The 21,259-nt window shown below is 66.7% G+C and carries 20 protein-coding genes, 1 tRNA gene and 2 pseudogenes; 7 read left to right on the top strand and 16 right to left on the bottom strand.

Translation table 11 applies throughout. From position 1 onward, the window contains the following. The first annotated feature begins 51 nt into the window (after positions 1-51). Complete coding sequence (locus EF834_RS06405; RefSeq protein WP_235871053.1) at positions 52-1,446, top strand: DEAD/DEAH box helicase; 1,395 nt, start codon at positions 52-54, stop codon at positions 1,444-1,446. A gap of 5 nt (positions 1,447-1,451) precedes the next feature. On the opposite strand, the gene bluB is transcribed toward EF834_RS06405, so the two are convergent. After that, positions 1,452-2,081: a 5,6-dimethylbenzimidazole synthase gene (gene bluB, locus EF834_RS06400; protein WP_127946374.1), complete on the bottom strand. Its 630-nt coding sequence runs from the start codon at positions 2,079-2,081 to the stop codon at positions 1,452-1,454. A 129-nt stretch (positions 2,082-2,210) separates the two neighbouring features. Between bluB and EF834_RS06395 the strand changes: the two genes are divergently transcribed. Together EF834_RS06395 and EF834_RS06390 are read left to right on the top strand one after the other, a co-directional pair. Continuing rightward, on the top strand, positions 2,211-3,455 hold the full coding sequence (locus EF834_RS06395; RefSeq protein WP_127946373.1) for an MFS transporter: 1,245 nt from the start codon (positions 2,211-2,213) through the stop codon (positions 3,453-3,455). A gap of 3 nt (positions 3,456-3,458) precedes the next feature. Continuing rightward, positions 3,459-3,824 carry an ArsR/SmtB family transcription factor gene (locus tag EF834_RS06390; RefSeq protein WP_206615190.1) on the top strand — a complete coding sequence of 122 codons (366 nt, stop codon included), beginning with the start codon at positions 3,459-3,461 and terminating at the stop codon, positions 3,822-3,824. Positions 3,825-3,833: 9 nt separating this feature from the next. Here EF834_RS06390 and EF834_RS06385 read toward each other — a convergent pair whose 3' ends face one another. Next, entirely contained in the window at positions 3,834-4,904 is a 1,071-nt protein-coding gene (locus tag EF834_RS06385; protein ID WP_127946372.1) for a CobW family GTP-binding protein, read from the bottom strand. Between the two features lie 660 nt (positions 4,905-5,564). Here EF834_RS06385 and EF834_RS06380 point away from each other — a divergent pair. Then, positions 5,565-5,996 (top strand): annotated as a pseudogene (locus tag EF834_RS06380) (IS30 family transposase); the annotation flags it as partial. Here EF834_RS06380 and EF834_RS06375 read toward each other — a convergent pair. The 4 genes from EF834_RS06375 to EF834_RS06360 form a co-directional block, all read right to left on the bottom strand. Then, complete coding sequence (locus tag EF834_RS06375; RefSeq protein WP_127946371.1) at positions 5,993-6,301, bottom strand: alkylmercury lyase; 309 nt, start codon at positions 6,299-6,301, stop codon at positions 5,993-5,995. The pseudogene EF834_RS06380 and the gene EF834_RS06375 sit on opposite strands and share 4 nt — an antisense overlap. 224 nt (positions 6,302-6,525) lie before the next feature. Next, positions 6,526-6,598: transfer RNA gene (locus tag EF834_RS06370), tRNA-Ala, on the bottom strand. A 145-nt stretch (positions 6,599-6,743) separates the two neighbouring features. Then, entirely contained in the window at positions 6,744-7,496 is a 753-nt protein-coding gene (locus tag EF834_RS06365; RefSeq protein ID WP_127946370.1) for a DsbA family protein, read from the bottom strand. Positions 7,497-7,584: 88 nt separating this feature from the next. Then, complete coding sequence (locus EF834_RS06360) at positions 7,585-8,085, bottom strand: DoxX family protein (protein ID WP_235871023.1); 501 nt, start codon at positions 8,083-8,085, stop codon at positions 7,585-7,587. A 73-nt stretch (positions 8,086-8,158) separates the two neighbouring features. Between EF834_RS06360 and EF834_RS18465 the strand changes: the two genes are divergently transcribed. Next, positions 8,159-8,890 (top strand): VIT1/CCC1 transporter family protein, encoded by a 732-nt coding sequence (locus EF834_RS18465; RefSeq protein WP_164874080.1) that lies wholly within the window; start codon positions 8,159-8,161, stop codon positions 8,888-8,890. Between the two features lie 39 nt (positions 8,891-8,929). On the opposite strand, the pseudogene EF834_RS06350 reads toward EF834_RS18465, so the two are convergent. The 10 genes and pseudogenes from EF834_RS06350 to EF834_RS06305 form a co-directional block, all read right to left on the bottom strand. After that, positions 8,930-10,135, bottom strand: a pseudogene (locus tag EF834_RS06350) (MFS transporter); the annotation flags it as partial. Between the two features lie 35 nt (positions 10,136-10,170). Further along, positions 10,171-11,808, bottom strand: coding sequence for a phosphoglucomutase (alpha-D-glucose-1,6-bisphosphate-dependent) (gene pgm / locus EF834_RS06345; protein ID WP_127946721.1), 1,638 nt, complete (start codon positions 11,806-11,808; stop codon positions 10,171-10,173). A gap of 63 nt (positions 11,809-11,871) precedes the next feature. Then, positions 11,872-12,216 carry a fluoride efflux transporter CrcB gene (crcB, locus tag EF834_RS06340; RefSeq protein ID WP_127946366.1) on the bottom strand — a complete coding sequence of 115 codons (345 nt, stop codon included), beginning with the start codon at positions 12,214-12,216 and terminating at the stop codon, positions 11,872-11,874. Further along, the gene (locus EF834_RS06335) at positions 12,213-12,578 is read right to left on the bottom strand and encodes a fluoride efflux transporter FluC (protein ID WP_127946365.1); all 366 of its coding nucleotides are present in this window, start codon (positions 12,576-12,578) and stop codon (positions 12,213-12,215) included. The genes crcB and EF834_RS06335 overlap by 4 nt, the downstream gene beginning before the upstream one ends. A gap of 98 nt (positions 12,579-12,676) precedes the next feature. Further along, on the bottom strand, positions 12,677-13,516 hold the full coding sequence (locus EF834_RS06330) for a DUF1295 domain-containing protein (protein WP_127946364.1): 840 nt from the start codon (positions 13,514-13,516) through the stop codon (positions 12,677-12,679). Further along, the gene (locus tag EF834_RS06325) at positions 13,516-14,820 is read right to left on the bottom strand and encodes an SAM-dependent methyltransferase (RefSeq protein WP_127946363.1); all 1,305 of its coding nucleotides are present in this window, start codon (positions 14,818-14,820) and stop codon (positions 13,516-13,518) included. The genes EF834_RS06330 and EF834_RS06325 overlap by 1 nt, the downstream gene beginning before the upstream one ends. Further along, positions 14,820-15,563: a DUF1365 domain-containing protein gene (locus EF834_RS06320; RefSeq protein WP_127946362.1), complete on the bottom strand. Its 744-nt coding sequence runs from the start codon at positions 15,561-15,563 to the stop codon at positions 14,820-14,822. Before EF834_RS06320 ends, EF834_RS06325 begins: the two co-directional genes overlap by 1 nt. After that, the gene (locus tag EF834_RS06315; protein WP_127946361.1) at positions 15,560-16,849 is read right to left on the bottom strand and encodes an NAD(P)/FAD-dependent oxidoreductase; all 1,290 of its coding nucleotides are present in this window, start codon (positions 16,847-16,849) and stop codon (positions 15,560-15,562) included. The genes EF834_RS06320 and EF834_RS06315 overlap by 4 nt, the downstream gene beginning before the upstream one ends. Positions 16,850-16,883: 34 nt before the next feature. Further along, positions 16,884-17,510 carry an alpha/beta hydrolase gene (locus EF834_RS06310; protein WP_127946360.1) on the bottom strand — a complete coding sequence of 209 codons (627 nt, stop codon included), beginning with the start codon at positions 17,508-17,510 and terminating at the stop codon, positions 16,884-16,886. Positions 17,511-17,587: 77 nt separating this feature from the next. Beyond that, a complete protein-coding gene (locus EF834_RS06305) occupies positions 17,588-18,022 on the bottom strand; it encodes a GyrI-like domain-containing protein (RefSeq protein ID WP_164874079.1) in 435 nt (144 codons plus the stop codon). Positions 18,023-18,586: 564 nt separating this feature from the next. On the opposite strand from EF834_RS06305, the gene EF834_RS06300 reads away from it, so the two are divergent. Together EF834_RS06300 and EF834_RS06295 are read left to right on the top strand one after the other, a co-directional pair. Next, on the top strand, positions 18,587-19,705 hold the full coding sequence (locus tag EF834_RS06300) for a beta-propeller fold lactonase family protein (RefSeq protein WP_127946358.1): 1,119 nt from the start codon (positions 18,587-18,589) through the stop codon (positions 19,703-19,705). A 261-nt stretch (positions 19,706-19,966) separates the two neighbouring features. Continuing rightward, positions 19,967-20,986, top strand: coding sequence for a YncE family protein (locus EF834_RS06295; protein WP_127946357.1), 1,020 nt, complete (start codon positions 19,967-19,969; stop codon positions 20,984-20,986). Positions 20,987-21,259: the final 273 nt, after the last annotated feature.

The following is a 21,259-nucleotide window of genomic DNA, read 5'->3' as shown; positions in this document are numbered from 1 at the left end:
GCCACCTTGTGCGGGCCGTGCATCGGGATACTTCCGACCGCCGGCGCCTGCATCATGAATGCTCGAAAGGCACCGAGAATCTTGTCCAACAGTGTCACCCCAACCTCCGGCGTCATCCCAACGTCCGGTGAGTCGACCTCGTTCGCGTCCTTGGGTGTGCCCACCCCGATCGTTGCGGCCCTCACCGACGGAGGGATCACCGCGCCGTTCCCGATCCAGATCGACACTCTCCCCGACACGCTGGCGGGCCGGGACGTCCTGGGCCGCGGGAAGACCGGCAGCGGAAAGACGCTCGCGTTCGCGATCCCGCTCGCGGCCCGGCTCGCCGGCGGGCGGCGTCGTCCGCGCAGGCCCCGAGGACTTGTCCTCGCGCCGACCCGCGAACTGGCAACGCAGATCACTGCGACGGTCGAGCCGCTGGCGACCGCGCTCGGGCTGCGGGTGACCACGATCTTCGGCGGCGTCTCGCAGAATCGGCAGGTGCGCGCCCTCGAGGGCGGCGTCGACATCGTCGTCGCCTGCCCGGGCCGGCTCGAGGACCTGATGAAGCAAGGCTTCGTCACGCTCGACGACATCGAGATCACGATCCTCGACGAGGCCGACCACATGGCCGACCTCGGGTTCCTGCCCGGCGTCACCCGGATCCTCACGGCGACCCCGAAGGGCGGCCAGCGTCTGCTGTTCTCGGCGACGCTCGACAACGGCGTCGACCGGCTCGTCAAGCGGTTCCTGCAGAACGAGGTAATGCACTCCGTGGACGAGGCGAACTCGCCCGTTACCGCGATGACCCACCACGTGTTCGAGGTCAACGGCACCGAAGCGAAGAAGGCTCTGGTCCACAAGCTGGCATCGGGTCGTGGTCGGCGAATCCTGTTCATGCGCACCAAACACCAGGCCCGCAAGCTCGCGCGCAAGCTCACCGACGAGGGCATCCCATCGGTCGATCTGCACGGCAACCTGTCCCAGAATGCGCGCGACCGGAACCTGGCCGCCTTCGCGGACGGCAGCGCTCGTGTCCTGGTCGCCACCGATGTGGCGGCGCGCGGCGTCCACGTCGACGAGGTCGAACTCGTCGTTCACGTGGATCCGCCCGCCGAACACAAGGCGTACCTGCACCGCTCGGGCCGCACCGCGCGGGCCGGCAGCGCAGGCGACGTCGTCACGATCGTGCTGCCAGACCAGCGCAAGGATCTGTCCGCGCTGATGCGCAAGGCCGCGGTCAAAGCCACCCCGGTTCAGGTGACCGCCGAGTCCGAGCACGTGATCCGACTGGTCGGCGAACCGGCTCCGCACGTCGCGCCGACGCCGAGGCCCGACAAGCCGGCAAGTGGGGGCCATCCGCGGCAGAGCCACCAGGGACGCAGCCGGGGTCCACGCTCCCGGGGCGCCGGCCGCCGCAGGACCGGGGGCAGCCAGGCCGTCAGCTCACGCCGCCAAGGAAGCTGACCTGTTCAGAAGCGTTCCCAGTGGATCGCGTCTTCTAGTTCCCGACGACTGCGCCACCCGAAGCGCTCGAGGTCGGGTACCTCCTGGAACTTGTCCACCTCGCCGATGCACAGCCACGCGATCGGCCGCACCGGCGAGGGGATGCCGAGCAATTCGGTGAGGTAGTCCTCCTCGTAGAACGACACCCAGCCGACGCCGAGGTTCTCCGCTGCCGCAGCCAGCCACAGATTCTGGATCGAGAGCACCACCGAGAACAGTCCGGTGTCGTCGATCGTGTGCCGGCCGAGAATGTTCTCACCACCGCGGGACGGGTCGTAGGTGACGACGATTCCCGTGCCGCTCTCCCGGATCCCCTCGATCTTGATGGGATCGAACGTCTTGCGGCGATCCTCCGGCAAGGAGTCCGCGAAAGCCTTACGGCGCCCGGCCACGTGCCGGGCGAACGAGTCGAGGGTGTCCGGGTTCCTGATCACGATGAAATCCCATGGCTGAGTGTTCCCGACACTCGGCGCGGCGTGCGCAGCGCCGAGGACCCGCTGCAACGTTTCATCCGGGATGAGGTCACCGTTGAATTCGGCCCGGACGTCGCGACGGCGACGGATGACGTCGTACACGGAAACTGAAGGTTCGGTCACCGCTCCACGCTAGCCGTCCAGCCCGGCTCCTCCCGAACGGGCGCGGCGAACCCCTTGATATGAGTGCGTATGTGCGCACGTATTGGCGTATGGTGAGTCAGGTAGCCCGCCTTGTGAGGAGGTTTTCGGGTGCTCGAGGTCCTGAGGAATCGCCCCTTCCGCCGCTTGTTCGCCGCGCAGGTCGTCGCACTCGTCGGCACAGGCTTGCTGACGGTTGCGCTCGGCCTTCTCGCTTACGACTTGGCCGGAGCGCGGGCCGGTGCGGTGCTGGGTACGGCCTTGGCGATCAAGATGGTCGCCTACGTGCTTGTGGCGCCGGTGATCTCGGCGTTGACCGATCGGGTGCCGCGGCGGGTACTACTGGTGGGCGCGGATGTGGTGCGGGCGTCGATCGCGTTGCTGTTGCCGTTCGTGGATCAGCCGTGCCAGATCTACGTACTGATCTTCGGGTTGCAGTCGGCGTCGGCGACGTTCACCCCGGCGTTCCAGTCGACGATCCCCTCGGTCCTGGTCGACGAGAAGCAGTACACGCGCGGACTGTCCCTGTCCCGACTGGCCTACGACCTCGAATCACTCCTGAGCCCGGTCCTGGCCGCGGCGTTGCTGACGGTGATGACTTACAACTACCTGTTCCTCGGCACCGTCGCCGGGTTCGTGATCTCGGCGCTGCTGGTGGTGACCACAGCGCTGCCGGTGATCGCGCCGGCGGATCGTTCGGTTCCCCTGGCGCACAGGATCACGCTAGGCGCCCGCATGATGTTCGCCCGGCCGACGCTTCGGGGGCTGTTGGCATTGAATCTTGCGGTCGCATCCGCTTCCGGACTGGTACTGGTCAACACTGTCGTCTACGTCCACGAACTCCTCGAGGGTTCGAACACGGATGTCGCGGTTGCACTCGGCATCTACGGCGGAGGCTCGATGCTCGTCGCGCTGACGCTGCCGCACCTGCTCGACCGGATCCCCCTCCGCAGGGCGATGCTCACAGGAGCCATCGTCTTGCCGATCGGTCTCGCGGCAATCGTGGCGCTGTTGGTGGCCGATCCCGGGCGCGGTGCAGGCTGGGTCGTGTTCGCGGTGATCTGGCTGGCGTTGGGTGCGGGCACATCGCTGATCATCACCCCGTCGGCGCGGCTGCTGCGCAACGGATCCGTCCCCGAGAATCGGAGCGCGGTGTTCACGGCGCAGTTCTCCCTCTCCCATGCCGGCTTCTTCGTCACCTACACGATCGCGGGCTGGGTGGGGGCCACGGCAGGACAGCCGATCGCCGCGATCACCCTCGCTGTTCTCGCTACAATCGCGGGACTAGTCGCTGCCTGGGCCTGGCCGGCGCGGACAGAGCCGATCGCCGGGCCGATGCCGGCGGAGAGGGTGTGAGCGGTGAAGCCGGTGTCCGGAGCGAGACGACAGTCCGCGAGCCTGACCCACCCCGTCGCGCCGGATCAGCAGCGGCTCGACGTCGCGACGTCCACGTTCCGCATGCTCGCCGACCCGACCCGCCTGCACATCCTCTGGCTGCTCACCCGGGGCGAGGCCGATGTCACCGCCCTGACCGAGGCGTGCGCTGCGTCCCGTACCGCCGTCAGCCAGCATCTGGCCAAGCTGCGTTTCACCGGGCTGGTCGACACCCGCAAGGAAGGCCGACGTGTCATCTACCGCATCCATGACGGCCACCTGGCCCGCCTGGTGCGTGAGGGAATGAATCACGCCGATCATGTCGTCACGGGTGAACCCCCACACGAATAGCTTCGAAGTTCAGGGGTGCACAGCCGCCGACTCGACGAGTGTGTAGCGGTGCACACCCAGCATCGCGTCGGCGCTGACGACCTCGCCTTCCGACTCCGTGCACCCGCCGAGGAGCCCGTCGATCAACTCCGGGTCCAGATCGGTGCCGATCGCAACGAGTTCGGTGCGAGGTACCTCACCCGCCCGCGAGCGCTGGGGGTGGAAGGCAATGTGGTCACCGACCACCTGCAGCAGGTACTTCTGCGGGCGGGGTTGCCCCCCGAAGTACACGTAGCCCTTGATGCGGTAGATGCCGGCGGGCTGCTTCTCGAGGAAAGAGACGAGCCGACGCGGGTGTATCAGCGACTCCGACGTGAAGGTGACGCTCTGGTACATCGCGTGCACATGGGGGCTGTCGGCGTCGCACGTGTCGTCAGCTTCGGCGAGCAGTTCCTCGAACGTCAGCTGATCGCCGGGCCGCGGTTCGGGGCGCAGCGCCCGGTCGAACAGTAGACCGGGATCCACCCTTCCCCGGACAGTGGAGGTCACCGCCGCCCGTGGATTGATCCGACGCACGTCGCTGAGCAAAGCGTCGTGCTCGTCTTCACGGATACGGTCGGTCTTGTTGAGCACTATCAGGTCCGCGATGGCGATGTGTTGGTCGAGTTCTGGATGACGCTCTCGACAGTTCTGGAACTCGGCTCCGTCGACCATCACCACCAGCCCGCCGTATGCGATGTAAGGGTTCTCGCTGCCGAGGACGAGCCGAACCATATTGCGCGGCTCCGCGAGCCCGCTGGCTTCGACGACGATGACGTCGATCCCTGCCGTGCGGTGCGCGAGCCGGTTCAGCATCTCGTCCATGTCGCTCACGTCCACCGCGCAGCACATGCAGCCGTTGCTGAGCGCCATCACCGAGTCGACCTGACCCGCAACCATCATCGAGTCGATGTTCACCGACCCGAAGTCGTTGACGATCACTCCGACACGTGTGCCACCGTTGTTGCGCAGCAAGTGGTTGAGCAATGTAGTTTTCCCTGCCCCGAGGAACCCGGCGACCACCACGACGGGTATCGACCGCGGCCTACGCTTCTTCCCCACCCTGACCTCCGCGACGCCGACAGTATCGACCGGTCATCGTACTGCGTTCGCAGAGCGAACATTTGAAGGCCTGACGATGGTCACCGTCAGGACCAGGGGAGGCCACGAGATGCAATCAAACGACCAACAGGACGTGCCATGAGCCGCGAGTTGCATTAGAGTTCAGGAAGTTGCCCGTCCCCCCTTAGGGCAGCAGCGGGCTCACCCGGAGTTCCCCCCCTGCCCGGGTGAGCGGCCGAGCAGTGGCGCGTGAGATATCTCCGCGCCACCGCTCGGTACCGTAGCCCGAGTTTGCGAACTCTCGGGTCACCCCCCGTCCCGGGTTCACCGCCCAAACGCTTCCCCCTCGGCGTGGATGCTTCCGGCGACATCTCGAGTTCGACGGCGACGATGGATCAACGGACGGGTGCCGTCCGAGTCGCAACGGATACCGGAACTCCCCTTGTTACTCCCCTTGTTCCAGTGGGAATTTCAGGAACGCGGCCGGAACGCTCACTCCCGCCGTGGCGCCGCAGGGTCGTGATCGAGATCCTCGAGCCCCTGGAACTGACCCCTTTCCAGAACACAAGCGTGGCGGGCGTACGAACAGCCACGGATACCGCGATGCTCGCGATCGGAAGCCGGACGGAGCGTGCGCAAGCGAATTTGAACTTCGGAAGAAGTTCGAAGTCCGCGATCGGGACGCTCGTCGAGCGGCCGACTCGCTACGTGATGCTCGTCCACCTTCCGAACGGCCATGGAGCCGTCGCGATGCGCGACGGTCTCACCGCGACGATCGGAAGGTTGCCGGCGCACCTGCGCAGGTCACTGACCTGGGATCAGGGCGGCGAGATGGGCGAGCATCGGGCTTTCGCGACGGCCACCGACATGCCGGTCTACTTCTGCGATCCCGCCTCCCCGTGGCAGCGAGGGTCGAACGAGAACACCAACGGGCTACTGCGCCAGTACTTCCCGAAAGGCACGGACCAGTCGATCCACGGCCCCGTCGAGCTCGAGCGCGTCGCCCACGAGCTCAACACCAGGCCCCGCAAGACTCTCGATTGTGGCACCCCGGCCGAGCGCCTCGACGAGCTTGTCGACAGCGCCGCCTAGCCTCTCGCCCGCAGCACGTCGGTCAGCTGTTCGATGCTCGGTAGGCCGGCTAACCCGGCCTCGGTCGCGTAGATGCGGCACGCGAGCTCGGCCACCGACTCCGCATCGTCGAACGCGTCGACACCGTCGACGAGGATCGTGGGTGAGCCTGCGAATGGTGACGCTGCCGCCTCCGCGTCCGACGAGATCCGCTGATACCCGATCTCGATATCCGGACGCCCGATCGCAGTCGCCGCTGCCCGGACACGGTCGGCTGCCTCCCGCCAGTTCGGGCACCCGTCGAAATACAGAATCTCCACCTTCATGTCGAACGATTCTGCCCCTCGAGCCACACGACGCGCTGCCGCGACCACGATCGGTCACGACAGGTCGTTACAGTGCGTCGACCATTCACCGTGTTGCCGCCTCAAGGTGGGGCGTTCTCGTGTCAGGGCCCTTGGTCTCGACCTCGGCACTGCCGAGCATCTACCTGTTGCAAGTTGGGCGAAAAAGAATAACGGCAGGACCTTTGGCCTGCCGTTACTTGGGGTGGAGCTAAGGGGACTCGAACCCCTGACCCCCACACTGCCAGTGTGGTGCGCTACCAGCTGCGCCATAGCCCCATATCGAGTTGTTCTCCGCGTGCCAGGAGTGACTCCCTTGCGCTGAAAGAAAGCTACACCATCGCCGACATGGCCAACAAATCTGCTGGTCAGAGGCGATCGGGCTGCCGGTGGCCGACCCGGTCGGGTCGGCCACCGGACGCTTCTACTGTGTCACCTGCGATAACCATTCCGGGTCACCGAAGGCGTCGATCACCTGACCGTTGTGCAGGATGGTGGGGGTACCGACCCTCCCAGCGGCCGCGGCGAGGGCGGTGCTGCCGGCCTCGGCGTCCATGCCGGCCTGCTGCGTCCTCTCACCGTTGGTGATGCAGTCGACGACGGTGTCGGTGGCCCCGGCGTCCCTCGCTAGGTTCGCGAGGTCCTCGTTCGACAAGTCCGACCCGCCCCTCTCGGCTGGCTGGTTGTCAGGCGAGAACAGCTCACCATGGAAGTTGGAGTAGGCAGTGCCTACGCCACCTTCGGCGACGCACTGGAACGCCGCACCCGCGCGGGTCGAGTAGTCTCCGCTGGCCGAGCGATCGTTCAGAAAGTTGAGCATGTGGTATCGAACCACCAACTTGCCCTCGTCGATCGCTTGCGCGACCTCCTGGCCGTAGGTCTCCTCGAATTGAGCGCAGGCCGGGCACATGGGGTCCTCGAATACGTCGATGGTGTTCGCCACATCGGGGAGACCAAGTCGGGCGACACCGTCATTCTCCAACGTCACCTGGACGGCTGAGTTCTGGACCGCGCCGTAACCCTGGTTCCGCGGCTCGTTCCTACTGGACGTCGCCAAGACGCCCCCGATCACCAGAGCGGCGATCACCACGATCGCAAGCCCGCCGAGGATGTACGTCGTCTTGCTCGACGTGGGCTGCGGATTGTATTTGACCGACTTCGGCTTCTTCGAACTCACTTCGCATCCTTACGTCATGGCGTGCGATCCGTTCGGAACTGTCCGGAACACGCGCCCACGTGGCCCGCGTGCAGGCTCCAACCAGTGTCTACTCTGCCATCGCTGGCTGAACAGGTACTGAGGAGGTCGGGCGGGACCGAGGCCCGAGGGAGAACGGACTGCGGGGGAAGACCGCGAGCCACACCGCGAGGGCCAGGAAGCCGATATCGCGCGCGATTTCCTTTGAGTAGTCCCACCCGTTCACGTCGGCGGCTCCCCCACCCCCGAAACAGCCGCAGTCGATGGACAACCCGCGCGCCCACACGGAAATGATCACGCCGATGAGGACCATCAGTGCCAGGCCCGAAACGACCGCGGTTACCCGCACGCCGAGGCCGATCACCAGGAACAAGCCGAGCGCGATCTCGAGCATCGGCAGCGTGTACGCGACTGGTCGTACGAGGTCCTCGGGTAGCAATTGGTAGGCGCGGACCGCGACGACGGTTTGTGCGGGGTCGATGAACTTGATCCACCCGGAGATCAGCCACACCGCGGCCAGGCCGAAGCGCGCGAGGAAACTCACCGTCGTTATCCACTTGCTGGTCGGCACGTCGACCACGCTACCGAACAGGCATGCCTGTTCCCCCTGGAGCATCCACGTTCTTCGACGTAGGTTCGGCTTCGTGAACGCTGCATCACCCCGCGCGGGAGCCAGGCCGCACGAGTTCGATCACACACACTCGGACGTGTCCGGGGGGTGGCTTCGCGCCGCCGTGTTCGGTGCGATGGACGGCCTGGTCACCAACACCTCGCTGATCGCCGGGGTCGGCGGCGCAGGGGTCGAGGCGCACACCGTGGTTCTCAGCGGCGTCGCGGGCCTGGTCGCGGGTGCTTTCTCCATGGCGCTCGGTGAGTACACGTCCGTGAGGACGTCGAACGAACAGATCGACGCCGAGGTGCGGGTCGAGCATCTCTCGCTGCACAAACATCCCGAGGCCGAGGAGTCCGAACTAGTCGAGACCTTCACGGCGATGGGCATGAGCGAGCCAACGGCGACGGCTGCCGCAGCCGAGGTCCACGCCGACACCGAGCGCGCCGTCGACATCCACATCACTCACGAACTCGGCGTGAACCCGAACGAGAAGCCCTCGCCGGTGGTCGCGGCTGGTTCGTCGTTCCTGATGTTCTCGATCGGCGCAGTCCTACCGCTGATCCCCTACCTACTCGGCTTCGAGTCGCTGGTCGCAGGTCTCGCGGTCGGAGGCGCCGGCCTACTGCTCGCGGGCACCCTCGCGGCGCACTTCACCGCCCAGTCCCGGATCCGCAGCGCCGGGCGGCAGCTTCTGTTCGGCATGATCGCGGTCGGTGCCACCTATCTGGTGGGCGTGCTCATCGGTATCGGGGTGGCCGGCTGAGTCGTCCGAGTCGCGGTCCGCGTCGTTCACGACACGGCCACTGGGGGCAAAGAACCACAACACCATCGGCAGCAGCACGATCACACCCGTGGTCACCCACGCTGCACCAAATGACCATCTCTCGGCGACCACCCCAGCGAGGAGGGGGCCGGCGAACATACCGACATCGCTCATCATCTGGAAGGCGGCCACGGACGGGCCTCCGCGCCGCTGGGCTCCGACGACGTCGGCCACCGCGGCTTGTTGCGCCGGAACCATGATCCCCGAGCCGACGCCGGCAATTACCGTCGAGATGTAGAACACGGCGACGCTGTCGGTCAGCCCCATCGTGATCGTGGCGGTCCCGCAGATCACGAGGCCCGTCAGTACGAATGGCTTGCGACCGAACCGATCTGACAGTTGGCCCGCTCGTGTCAGCACCGCAGCATTGCCCAGCGCGAAGACGGTCAGCGCGATCGCCGCCATCGTCGCATCGCCGCCCAGGACCTCCACAACGAACAGCGGCACCAACGAAACCCGGACCCCGAAGACCACCCAGCCAGTCACCAGGTTCGAACCGAGCGACGCCCGGTACATCGACGACCGCATGCTCTCGCGCAGCGTCAAATCGCCCAGTTCGCTCTCGCCCACCGGCTCGGCGAGATGCGATTTGCGGAGCGCGAAGTACACCACCGCCGCGGCCGCCAGCAGCGCGACCGCGTAGATGACGAACGGGACCCGCAACCCGAAGCCGGCGAGCGCGCCGCCGAACAGCGGTCCGGTGACGGTGCCGACGAGGAACGCGGACGCGTACACCCCGGACACCCGACCGCGGCCGCCCGGCGGCGACATCCGGATCAACAGGCCCAGCGCGGAGACCGTGAACATGGTCGAGCCGATACCACCGACTGCCCGGAACAGCAGCAACTGCCAGTACTCGGTTGCGACCGCGCACGCGCCCGTCGAGCCCGCGGTGATGAGCAGACCGGTCAGGTACGTGGGCCGCTCACCGAGCTTCTGCACCAGTGCACCGCTCATTGGCGCGAACAGCAGGCGCATCAAAGCAAAGGCGCTGATCACCGCGCTGGCGGCGGTGACTCCGACGTCGAAACTACGCGCGAACTGCGGCAACGCGGGCGCGACGATACCGAACCCGATGGCGACGATGAACGCCGACGCGACCAGCACCCAGATTTCCCTGGGCAGCTTCGCGTCGGCGTCCGTCGAGGTGGCAGGGTCTGTCGAGTTGGCAGCCGATCTTCTCATTGCCGACAAATGTATCGGCGCGGTAAGACACCCACTCAGCCGAGTCCCAAGACCCGCGACACCAGATCCCGCGCGGCCGTCTGCACCTGCGCGAGATGCTCAGGACCGAGGAAGGACTCGGCGTAGATCTTGTAGACGTCCTCGGTGCCGGAAGGCCGTGCGGCGAACCATGCGTTCTCGGTGGTGACCTTGAGCCCGCCGATCGGGGCGCCGTTGCCCGGTGCCGACGTGAGCGTTGCGGTGATCGGCTCGCCTGCCAGTTCGGTGGCAGTCACCTGCTCGGGCGACAGCTTCGCCAGAATCGCCTTCTGCGGACGGGTCGCGGGCGCGTCGATCCGGGCGTAGGCGGGGTCGCCGTGCCGACTGGCGAGCTCCCGGTACCGCTGCGAAGGGGTCTGGCCGGTGACCGCGGTGATCTCGGCGGCGAGCAGCGCGAGCAGGATGCCGTCCTTGTCGGTGGTCCACACCGACCCGACGCGGCGCAGGAACGACGCCCCGGCGCTCTCCTCTCCCCCGAACCCGAGGGAGCCGTCGAGCAAACCAGGCACGAACCACTTGAAGCCGACCGGCACCTCCACGACGGACCGGCCCAGGGCTTCGCCGACGCGGTCGATCATCGACGAACTGACGAGCGTCTTGCCGATCTTCGTCGTCGGCGCCCATCCCGTCCGGTGGGTGTAGAGGTAGTCGATCGCGACGGCGAGGTAATGGTTGGGGTTCATCAGCCCACCGTCCGGTGTGACGATGCCGTGCCGGTCGGCGTCGGCGTCGTTGCCGGTCGCGAGGTCGAATCGGTCGCGGGCGGCGATGAGCGACGCCATCGCGTGCGGTGACGAGCAGTCCATCCGGATTCGGCCGTCACCGTCGAGGGTCATGAATCGCCACGTGGCGTCGACGGCCGGGTTGACGACGGTGAGGTCGAGCCGGTGCCGCTCGGCGATCGCCGCCCAGTAGGCCACGGACGCGCCACCGAGCGAGTCGGCGCCGATCCGCAGCCCGGATGCGCGGATCGCGTCGAGGTCGAGCACGTTCGGCAGATCGTCGACGTAGGCGCCGAGGAAGTCATAGCGTCCGGCCGCCTCGAGTGCACGCATGAGCGGCACCCGCGCCACGGACGAAAGACCGGACCGCAAAAACTCATTGGCGCGGTCCGCGATCTTGGTGGTGGCCTCGCTCTCCGCCGGTCCACCGTGGGGCGGGTTGTACTTGAAGCCGCCGTCGCGCGGCGGGTTGTGGGACGGAGTGACCACGACGCCGTCGGCGCGGGCCGCGGGGCCGGAAGCGTTGTGCCGCAAGATCGCGTGGCTCACTGCGGGCGTCGGCGTGTATCCGTCACGCGAATCGATAACGACCGCAACATCGTTGGCAACGAGTACCTCGAGCGCCGTGGCCCACGCCGGCTCGGACAGCGCATGGGTGTCACGGGCCAGGAAGAGTGGTCCGGTGATGCCTTGTGCTGCACGGTATTCGACGATGGCCTGCGTGGTCGCGAGGATGTGGGCCTCGTTGAACGCGGTGTCGAGGCTCGATCCGCGATGCCCGGAGGTGCCGAACACCACCTGCTGCAGCGGGTCGGCCGGATCGGGTGTGTGCGTGTAGTACGTGGACACCAGGTGCGCCAGGTCCTCGAGGTCCTCCGGCTGCGCCACCTGCCCCGCTCGTTCGTGAACCATCAGATCCTCCGACTCCTCGAGACGCTTCCGCTTCATCGTGCTGGTGCCGACGCTACGCCCGGCTCACGACGTGATCACATACCCCGCCCATGCACAGCCGATACCGACGACGAGACTGGCCGTGACATACAGCGCAGACGTCACTGCTCGGCGTACGCGGACCAAACCAACGGCTTCTGCCGCGAAGGTCGAATAGGTAGTGAGCCCACCGCAGAACCCGGTGCCGAGCAACGCGAACACCGCAACCGGCAACGTCGCACCCGCGAGTAGGCCGAGGATCAGACTGCCGACGACGTTGACCACGAATGTGGGGACGGGGAAGCTCCCGTACGAGTGCAGGTGCCGTCCGGCGAGGTACCGGACGCCTGCTCCCATGCCGCCGCCGAGGGCGACCCACAACACAGTCACGCCGGTTCCCTCCGACGTCTGCCGTGTAGGTATTCGCCGACGGCCATGCCGATGCGTGCCGCAACAAGGGCCGGCAACAGCGTGGCGGTCACGTACAGCACCGCCGATGCCGGATTCTGCATGGCGTCGACGGCGAACGTCGAGTAGGTGGTGAACCCGCCCAGGACGCCGACCCCGAGGAACAGCCGGGACAACCGATCCGGGCCGAGCGTCGCGACGAGGACACCGAGCAGCAGTGAGCCCACGATGTTGATCACCGCGACGGTCCAGATGTTGGGGAACTGCTCGGACAGCAGGTACCGCACACTCGCACCGAGCGCACCGCCCGCGACCACCACGGCGAGCGCCCGTACCTCCACCATCGCACCCTCCTTGCCTCACCGGGACCGCTCCCGCAGGCGTGGAGACCATTGTGGAACGCCGGTGAGACGCGGACCGACCCGGGCGGCCATGCCCCAGCTCAGCGGCGTGGCGGTCGCGGCAGGAAGTAGCTGGTGCTCTCCTGGTAGTCGGGGTAGCCGGGGCGCTCCGCCATGTGCCGCTCTAGCCGCCTCGCCCCGGTCGCATAGACGAGGAAGTACGTCATCGCGACCGGCGAGAGGACGGTGAGCACTCCGGGCCACGTCTGAGCGGAGATCAGGAAGATCCCCCACCAAATGCACGCGTCGCCGAAGTAGTTCGGGTGCCGGGTCCACCCCCACAGCCCGCGGTTCATGATCGTGCCGCGGTTGGCCGGGTCCGCTTTGAACGCGGACATTTGGGCGTCGCCGACGGACTCGAACGTGAACCCGGTAACCCACAGCAGGATGCCGACGACGGTAAGCACTCCGAGAGGGCCTTGCGTGACGGCCGAGACCTGCACGGGCAGCGACACGAACCACAGCGCGATGCCCTGCGTGAAGTAGATCTTGCGGATCGCGGCACGCGTGCGGTTCCCGCCGGCGTCGTCGAGCATTTTCTCGTACCGGGGATCCTCACCGCGCCCGCGGCCGCGTCTGGCCATGTGCCACGCCAACCGCAGACCCCACACCGCGATGAGCGCAGCCAGCAGCCAGCGGCGCCACAGGTCGCCGTCTCCGAATACTGCCGATACCAACGCGATCACCACGAAGCCGATGCCCCACGAGACGTCGACCACGTTGTGCCGACCGAGCCGGAACCCGAACACGGCCGTAACCACAATGAGGAGCGCGATCGCGATCAAGCTGGTAACGGTGACGAACGTGAAACCGCCCCAGTCGAATCCGGAGCCAGCGTCCTGGGCCAGAACCTGACTGGCAACACTGTCGACAACGTTCATCATTCCTCCCGCCGGTCGAGAACGATCTGCTGGACATCGAGGTAGCCGGAGCGGAAACCTGCTTCCGAGTAGCACAGGTAGAAGTGCCACATTCGACGGAAGACGTCGTCGAATCCGAGCCCGGCGACGTCGTCGGTGTGGGCCGCGAAGCGGTCGTCCCACAACCGAAGCGTCCGCGCGTAGTGGTCGCCCATCGACAGCCGCTCCCGCACCCGCAGGCTTGTTTCGCGTTCGGTGATCTCCTCGATCGCCCGCACGGACGGCAGGAAGCCGCCCGGGAAGATGTACTTGTTCACCCAGGTGTAGGTGCTACGGGTAGCAAGCATCCGGTCGTGCGGCATGGTGATCGCCTGGATCGCGACGCGACCACCGGGCGCGAGCAGCCGGTCGAGTGTGCGGAAGTAGGTGCCCCAGAATTGGTGTCCCACAGCCTCGATCATCTCGACCGACACCACCGCGTCGTACTCCCCGTCGACCTGGCGGTAGTCCAGCAGTTCCACGTCCACCCGATCGGCGAAGCCGGCCTCGGCGATCCTCTTGCGTGCCAACTGCTGCTGTTCGGTCGACAGCGTCACCGATCGCACCGTCGCTCCGCGGGCGGCGGCCCGGATCGCGAGTTCGCCCCAGCCGGTACCGATCTCGAGGACCCGGCTACCCGGGAGGACGCCGGCCAGGTCGAGCAAGCGGTCGATCTTGCGGCGTTGCGCTTCGGCCAGATCGTGCCAACCGGGGGCCACGTCGGCCCGGTCGAACAGGGCGCTCGAGTAGGTGAGGGTGGTGTCGAGGAACAGTTCGAACAGTTCGTTCGACAGGTCGTAGTGCCGCGGAATGTTCGCCCGGGTGTTGTGGGGCGTGCCCTGCTCGCTGGGGGGTGGCTTCGGGATCACCAGTCCCCGGAGCCGCTGCAGTGGCTGGGGAATCAGCGTTGCGGCGCGGGCGGCGAATACCTCGAGCACGGCGGTGAGGTCGGGTGCGGACCAGTCCCCGGCCATGTAGGACTCTCCGAAGCCGATCAGTCCGCTCTCCCCCACCCGAGCGGTGAAGTCCCGCGGCCGGTGCACCAGCATCGTGGGCGCGTCCGGCGAGGTACGGTCGCCCAGCTCCGTGCCGTCCGGGAAGTCGCCCAGCTCCGTGCCGTCCGGGAACACGACCCGGATCGGCAGTCGCGACACGGCGTTGCGGAACAGTGCATCGACAACCCGCCGTCCGACACGGGCGCGCAGACCCGACGGTGGGACATGCAGGTCACCCCACTCGCATCGACTGGGCTTCAGCTCGATGAATGCCACACGCGCGGTCGTCATCACACCGCCTCCTGTCGCCGGTGCTCCGGTCGCGGCCGGACGGGCAAACCCCTCGCCCACAATCGGATTCCCTGCCACCGAATCTGTGCCGACACCCGCAGCGGCGCCAGGGGCACCGCCAGGGCGGCAGCCAGCACCTCCCACGTCGTCGCGTCCCTGCGCTCACCCGCGACGGTCGCAACGAACGGCGGCTGCCCGGGCCGCTCGAGAGTGATCGCCACCCGCAACCCCGAACCAGGCGGCGGCACCACCATCCGGTACTCGCCGTCCACGTCGTTGAACGGCGATACGTAGAACTCCTTGTCGACCCGCGCGTTCCCACTGGCGTCGGGCCGCAGCAGATAACAGTGCCGCTGACCGTAGGTGTTGTGCACCTCGGCGATCACGCACACCAGACGTCCGTCCGCGTCGTGGCACCAGAAGACGCTGAGCGGATTGAAGACGTACCCGAACACGCGGGCGTTGGTGAGCAGCAGAACCTTTCCACCGCGTAGATCGACTCCGTGGGCGGACAGGAACGCGTCGACGTTCTCACGCAGGCTCCGTGATGGCTCACCGAGATGGTCACCGGGCGCGAACCGGGCGAGCGGGCCCAACGGACGCGGAAGCCGCGGCTGGTCGTCGATATCGACGAACCAGCTGTAGCTGCGATAGCGGAAAACGTTGCGCAGCGGCGCGGTTCGCACATGGGTGATCGTCGTCCGGTAGATCGCCGGGGCCGCGGGAAGGTCCGGTGCGGTCATGACCAGCGTCCTCCGACGCTCTCGGCGGCACGCACACCCGACAGCGCACCGTCCTCGTGGAATCCCCATCCGTGGTAGGCACCCGCGAACGCCACCGTGTAATCGCTCAATTCCGGCAACCGTCGCTGGGCCGCGAGCGAGGACGGCGTGTACTGCGGATGCTCGTACACCATCGTGTCGAGAACGTGGTCCGGGTCCACGATGTCGTCGCCGCCCAGTGTCACCAGGTACCGCTCGCCGGTGTCGGGCAGCCGCTGCAGTCGCGTCATGTCGTAGCTGACGAGAACCTGCTCAGGACGGCTCGTGCAGGACGGCATCCGGTAGTTCCACGACGCCCGTGCCCGCGGCACCCAGGGCAGCACGCTCTCGTCCGTGTGCAGTTGCGCATGGTTCACCGAGTACGGCATCGCACCAAGCACCTCATGATGCAGTGCGGTGGGGGCGGCCAGCAGCTTGAGCGCCTGCTGTGGGTGGGTGGCAATCACGACGGCGTCGAATTCCCGCAGGTCGTCGCCGTCGTCGCGGATCTCGACGCGATCGGCGTGCCGGTGCACGGCCCGCACCGGCGCCGACAGCCGCACCTCGCCGACCCTTGCGGCCACCCGGCGCACGTACTCGACGCTGCCGCCGCGCACGGTCCTCCAGGTCGGCGAGCCGCCGACACTGAGCATGCCGTGGTGGTCGAGGAAGGCGAGCAGCGAGCCTGCCGGGTACTGCAGTGCCGTCGATGAGTTGCACGACCACACCGCCGAGACGAGCGGGGTCATGAAGTGGGCCGTGAAGTACGCAGAGAAGCCACCGTCGGTCAGGAACTGCTCGAGCGTGCGATCGTCGTCGCCGCCATCGGCCCGCATCGCAGACGCCATCCGATGAAAACGCCTGACTTCGAGCAGCATTCGCAGGTACCTGGCGCGCCCCAGCGTGGACGGGGTCGGCAGCAGACCCCGCAGCCCTTGGCCACCCGAATACACGAGACCGCAGCCGTCACACCGGATCGACATGCTCATGTCCGAGTCCTGACTCGTCACGCCGAGTTCGGCGAACAGCCGCAGCAGCGTCGGATAGGTGCGATCGTTGTGCACGATGAATCCGGTATCCACCGGAATGACATCACCCGACAGGGTCGAGACGCGGTGGGTGTCGGCGTGGCCACCGAGACGTTCCGCGGCCTCGTACAGGCTCACGTCGGCACTCTTCGACAGTATCCACGACGCCGTCAACCCGGAGACACCGGCGCCGACCACCGCAACACGACGACGTCGGCGATGTCTGTGCTCCTCGAGCATCCTCGTACCGTTCCCTCCGCCTTGTAACCGGTTGTCACGAGACATTCGGAGACGAGGCCCGGTGTGATTGGTCGCGCACGAAATCAACTGCGATCCGACGCCAGCGCCAGGGGCTTCGCAGCATTGCGTGACCTGCTCCGGCGACGCCGATCCAGTGCGCGGGCACGCCCCGGGCCGCGGCCAACTCGGTCTGCATGCGCGAGGCGAGCGGATCTGTCACCCGGTCGGCGGTGCCGTGGACGACGACCATTCGCGTTGCTGTAGGAATCCGGGCGCCCTCGCCGTCGGACCACCACGGCGCGAGCGCAAGCAGGGCCACCACCTGCGGATCATCGGCGACGACGGCAGCGACCCGGCCGCCCATCGAGTGCCCGATCAGCACCACGGGGACGCCGGAGGGCTGCAGCTCGTCGAGAATTCTTCGGACGTCGTGAACCGGGCTGCGCTCGTCTCCGTTCCATCCGCGTAAGCGATAGCGAACCTGGCGCACGTCGATGCCGCGACCGAGGCGCCGGAGCGTCCACGTGAAGGCCCACATGCGCAGATCGGCCACCTGCCACGGCCTCGTTCGGCGTCGATCGGTGACCTTGCCGCCGGGCAGCACCAGCACGGTCAGCGATGGGTCGGTGGCCCTACAACCAGCTTGTTCTCGTAGCCCCATGAGCGATATTCGGAGCCGACCGGAGGGTGGATGGGTGCTCGCGATGCGGCGAGCTGAGGCCGAAACACAGTATGCGGCTAGATAAGGCTGAGATACAGATCGTGGGGACGGGTGTGGTCGGGGAGGTATCCGAAGTCGAGTCGGTGCGGGCCGGGTCGCTGGTCGTTCGCCTCCGCCCAGCGATACATCGCGGCGAAACTGTCGGTGATCGACGCCTCGTCCCCCAGGTGCCGGTGGTGCAGATATCGGCCGGCGGGCGCCTTGCCGAGACGCCAGCCCTCGGGCAGAGACAATGGCGGCACCGCGACGACGGCGCCGAGCAACTCGCGGTAGTCACCGTCGCCCAGATCGGTGCTGAACTCTACGAAGACGTCGTCGGGGCCGCTCAGCAGGTCACTGCGCCGTGCGAACACTCGGGCCCACGCCTGCGGCACCACCACGGATAGATCCGGGAACGGAGCCACAACCTCGATTCCGACGATCGTCTCCGGCGCCCGCTCCACGATCTTCACGAAGCCCCTCCCCTCCCGTCCACTCGCCTTTCCTCGAAAACTAGCAGGCTGCTGCCGCGTCATCCGTGATTCCCGGTGGCGAGAAATCGTGCCGGATGTCCGCCTTGCCCCCACTGATCCGGTATGTCCCGTACAGCCCCACCCATGTTGGGAACACTAGTTGGTTTCTGACTCGCCTTGCGCGTCCCGAACCCGCGGAGATGCCGGCATCCACCGGCCTCCCTTCCTTGGCCAAGGGAGTCCGATCACGCTGCCACACAATATTGTTGACCCGTTCCGCCGGAGGGGTGCCCCCGGCATAATCCGGGTCAGCAACAATCCGAACGCGGTGGTGATCACCCGCGCCTACGTCGTCCGTCTCTTCCCCGGCTTCGACGGCCACTCGACCGGCTCGCTCACACGGCGCACCCTGTAACGCTTTGCCCGATTCCGCCGGTATGTTCGGTATGGAACCGAATCGGGGGGACTATTCGGTTTCCATTCTCGTCTTTCCGCGTCCCCGAGACCGCAGCGATGCCCGGCACCCACCGGCGTCCTGTCCTGGATCGAAGGAGTCCAATCACGATGCACCACATCAGTGTTGACCCGTCCGGCGGCCGGGGTACCCCCGGCTCGGGGCCCGGCAGCCGGCGGCGGTACGCGGCGGGAGTCACCGCCGCCCTCGCGGCCGGGCTCATGCTCACCGCCGCCCCGACCGCGCACGCCGACACCATCACCGACACCATCGAAGTCGGAAACTACCCGGACGAGGTCACGATCACCCCCGACGGCAACCGCGCCTACGTCACCGGCAACCTCGACGGCACCGTCTCGGTGATCGACACCACCACGAACACGGTCACCACCACCATCGATGTCGGAAACTACCCGGGCAAGGTGGCGTTCACCCCCGACGGCACCCGCGCCTACATCCCTGTCAGCGACAACGACTCGGTGTCGGTGATCGACACCACAACCAACGCTGTCATCGATACCATCAACGTCGGCTACGAGCCCAAAGGCGTGGCAATCACGCCCGACGGCACCCGTGCCTACGTCACCCAGGTCCACACCAATCCCTCGGTCGTGTCTGTGATCGACACCATTACCAACATGGTCACCACCACTGTCCCGATTGACGATTGGTCGTACAACCTGGCGATCACCCCCGACGGCAACCGCGCCTACGTCACCAACTGGAGGGGCAACAGTGTGTCGGTAGTCGACACCAACACCAACACGGTCACCACCACCATCGACGTCGGCGGGTTGGCCAGCCAGGTGGCCATCACCCCCGACGGCACCCGCGCATACGTCACTAGCGGCGACAAGGTGTCGGTGATCGACACCACAACCAACACCGTCGTCGATGCCGTCGCAGTCGGCGCCAGCCTGAGGAGCCTGGCGATAACCCCCGACGGCACCCGCGCATACGTCACGAGCGGCAGCGAGGTGTCGGTGATCGACACCACCACCAACAGGGTCATCACCACCACCAAGGTCGGCCGCTTCCAGTGGGACGCTTCGTCGGCACCACGAGCGGAAGGGGTGGCGATCACCCCCGACGGCACCCGCGCGTACGTCGCCGTCAATGGTTTCGAATTTGGTTGGAGGTGGTTGCCGTCGGCGGTGTCGGTGATCGCGATCGACGACGCACAGTCGCCACTCGGCAGCCTCGGCTCGCTGGGCTGGCCGCCGTCCTGACCGACAGGCACCACCGCATCGTATGGCCGTCCACCCGCCCGGGTGGGCGGCCATCCGCTTCTTCCCCGAGCTTCGACGCCCGCCCGACCGGCTCGCTCGCGCGGCGCACTCTGTAACGCTTTGCCCGATTGCACCGGTATCTCCGGTATGGAACCGCACCGGGGGACTACTCGGTTCCATTCATGTCTCTAGCGCCCCCGAGACCGCAGCGATGCCGGTCCCGACCGGCACGCTGTCTTGGATCGAAGGAGTCCAATCACGATGCCACACAACATTGTTGACCCGTGTCGACGCCGGGGCACCCCCGGCTCGGGGCCCCGCATCCGGCGCCGGTACGCGGCGGGAGTCACCGCCGCCCTGGCGGCCGGGCTCATGCTCACCACCGCCCCGACCGCGCACGCCGACGCCATCACCCACACTTTCCCGGGCGGCATCGCCGACTTCGAGATCACCCCCGACGGCACCCAGGTGTACCTCACCCACCCCGGGACCGACCCCGGAGAAGACACGGTGTCGGTGATCGATACCGCGACCAACACCATCACCGACACCATCGACGTCGGCAACGAGCCGAGGCACCTGGCGATCACCCCCGACAGCACCCGGGTGTACGTCGCCAACGAGTACGGCGGCTCGATTTCGGTGATCGACACCGCCACCAACACCGTCACCGACACCATCGACGTCGGGAGGGTCCCGTACGGCCTGGCGATCACCCCCGACGGCACCCAGGTGTACGTCCCCAACTCGTACGACGACACGGTGTCGGTGATCGACACCACCACCAACACCGTCACCACCACCATCGACGTCGGCGGAAGTCTGCAGTATCCGCGTGCGCGGATCACCCCCGACGGCGCCCTCGTCCGCGTCTCCAGCTACGACAACAAGACGGTGGTGGTGATCGACACCACCACCAACACGCTCACCGACGCCGTCCCGGTCTTCCCCCCGTACAACGGTGAGATCACCCCCGACGGCACCCGCGCCTACTTCTCCGGCCCTGATTCGGTAGTGGTGAAAGACCCCACCACCGGCACCGTCATCGAGCGCATCGAATTGAGCTGTGAATCACAGGCGTGGGCCCCCTGGAGCGACTATGACTTCTGGCCGAACAAGATAAGGATCACGCCCGACGGCACCCAGGCATACATCCTCTACAAATCCTCCGTGGAGGTGATCGCGATCGGCCAGGACTCGATCGGCAAGGAAGAGCCGTTGGCCTCGTTACTCGGCAGCTCCGCCTCACTAGGGGCATATGGGTCAATGTGTTCACGGTGATCGCGTGTTCACGGTGATCGCGATCGGCACACATCCCTCATTCGAGAGCCTCGACCCACTGGGCCGGCCGTCGTCCTGACCGACAAGCGCCACCGCACGGATGGCCGTCCACCCCGCCTGGGTGGGCGGCCATCCGTCCCGATTACCCCGGGGTTGCCGGTGCCATTCAGTAGCCGGTGCCACTCAACTGACTGATGCGCACGTGACGGTCGTTCCTTCGAACCGGTACACGAGGTGATCGACCATCTCCGAGTCCGGCCGGCTGTCGACGAG

This window comes from Rhodococcus spongiicola (assembly GCF_004011835.1).
In the GTDB taxonomy this organism is placed as follows: Bacteria; Actinomycetota; Actinomycetes; order Mycobacteriales; family Mycobacteriaceae; genus Prescottella; species Prescottella spongiicola.
This window is presented reverse-complemented; position numbering and strand designations above follow the sequence as displayed.

Coding starts and splice junctions, on each gene's coding strand:
- EF834_RS06375 (WP_127946371.1), bottom strand. CDS start 6,301: ATGAAGGTGGAGATTCTGTATTTCGACGGGTGCCCGAACTGGCGGGAG.
- pgm (WP_127946721.1), bottom strand. CDS start 11,808: ATGGTTCACGAACGAGCGGGGCAGGTGGCGCAGCCGGAGGACCTCGAG.
- EF834_RS06335 (WP_127946365.1), bottom strand. CDS start 12,578: ATGGTGGAGGTACGGGCGCTCGCCGTGGTGGTCGCGGGCGGTGCGCTC.
- EF834_RS06330 (WP_127946364.1), bottom strand. CDS start 13,516: ATGAACGTTGTCGACAGTGTTGCCAGTCAGGTTCTGGCCCAGGACGCT.
- EF834_RS06325 (WP_127946363.1), bottom strand. CDS start 14,820: ATGACGACCGCGCGTGTGGCATTCATCGAGCTGAAGCCCAGTCGATGC.
- EF834_RS06320 (WP_127946362.1), bottom strand. CDS start 15,563: ATGACCGCACCGGACCTTCCCGCGGCCCCGGCGATCTACCGGACGACG.
- EF834_RS06315 (WP_127946361.1), bottom strand. CDS start 16,849: ATGCTCGAGGAGCACAGACATCGCCGACGTCGTCGTGTTGCGGTGGTC.
- EF834_RS06310 (WP_127946360.1), bottom strand. CDS start 17,510: ATGGGGCTACGAGAACAAGCTGGTTGTAGGGCCACCGACCCATCGCTG.
- EF834_RS06300 (WP_127946358.1), top strand. CDS start 18,587: ATGCACCACATCAGTGTTGACCCGTCCGGCGGCCGGGGTACCCCCGGC.
- EF834_RS06295 (WP_127946357.1), top strand. CDS start 19,967: ATGCCACACAACATTGTTGACCCGTGTCGACGCCGGGGCACCCCCGGC.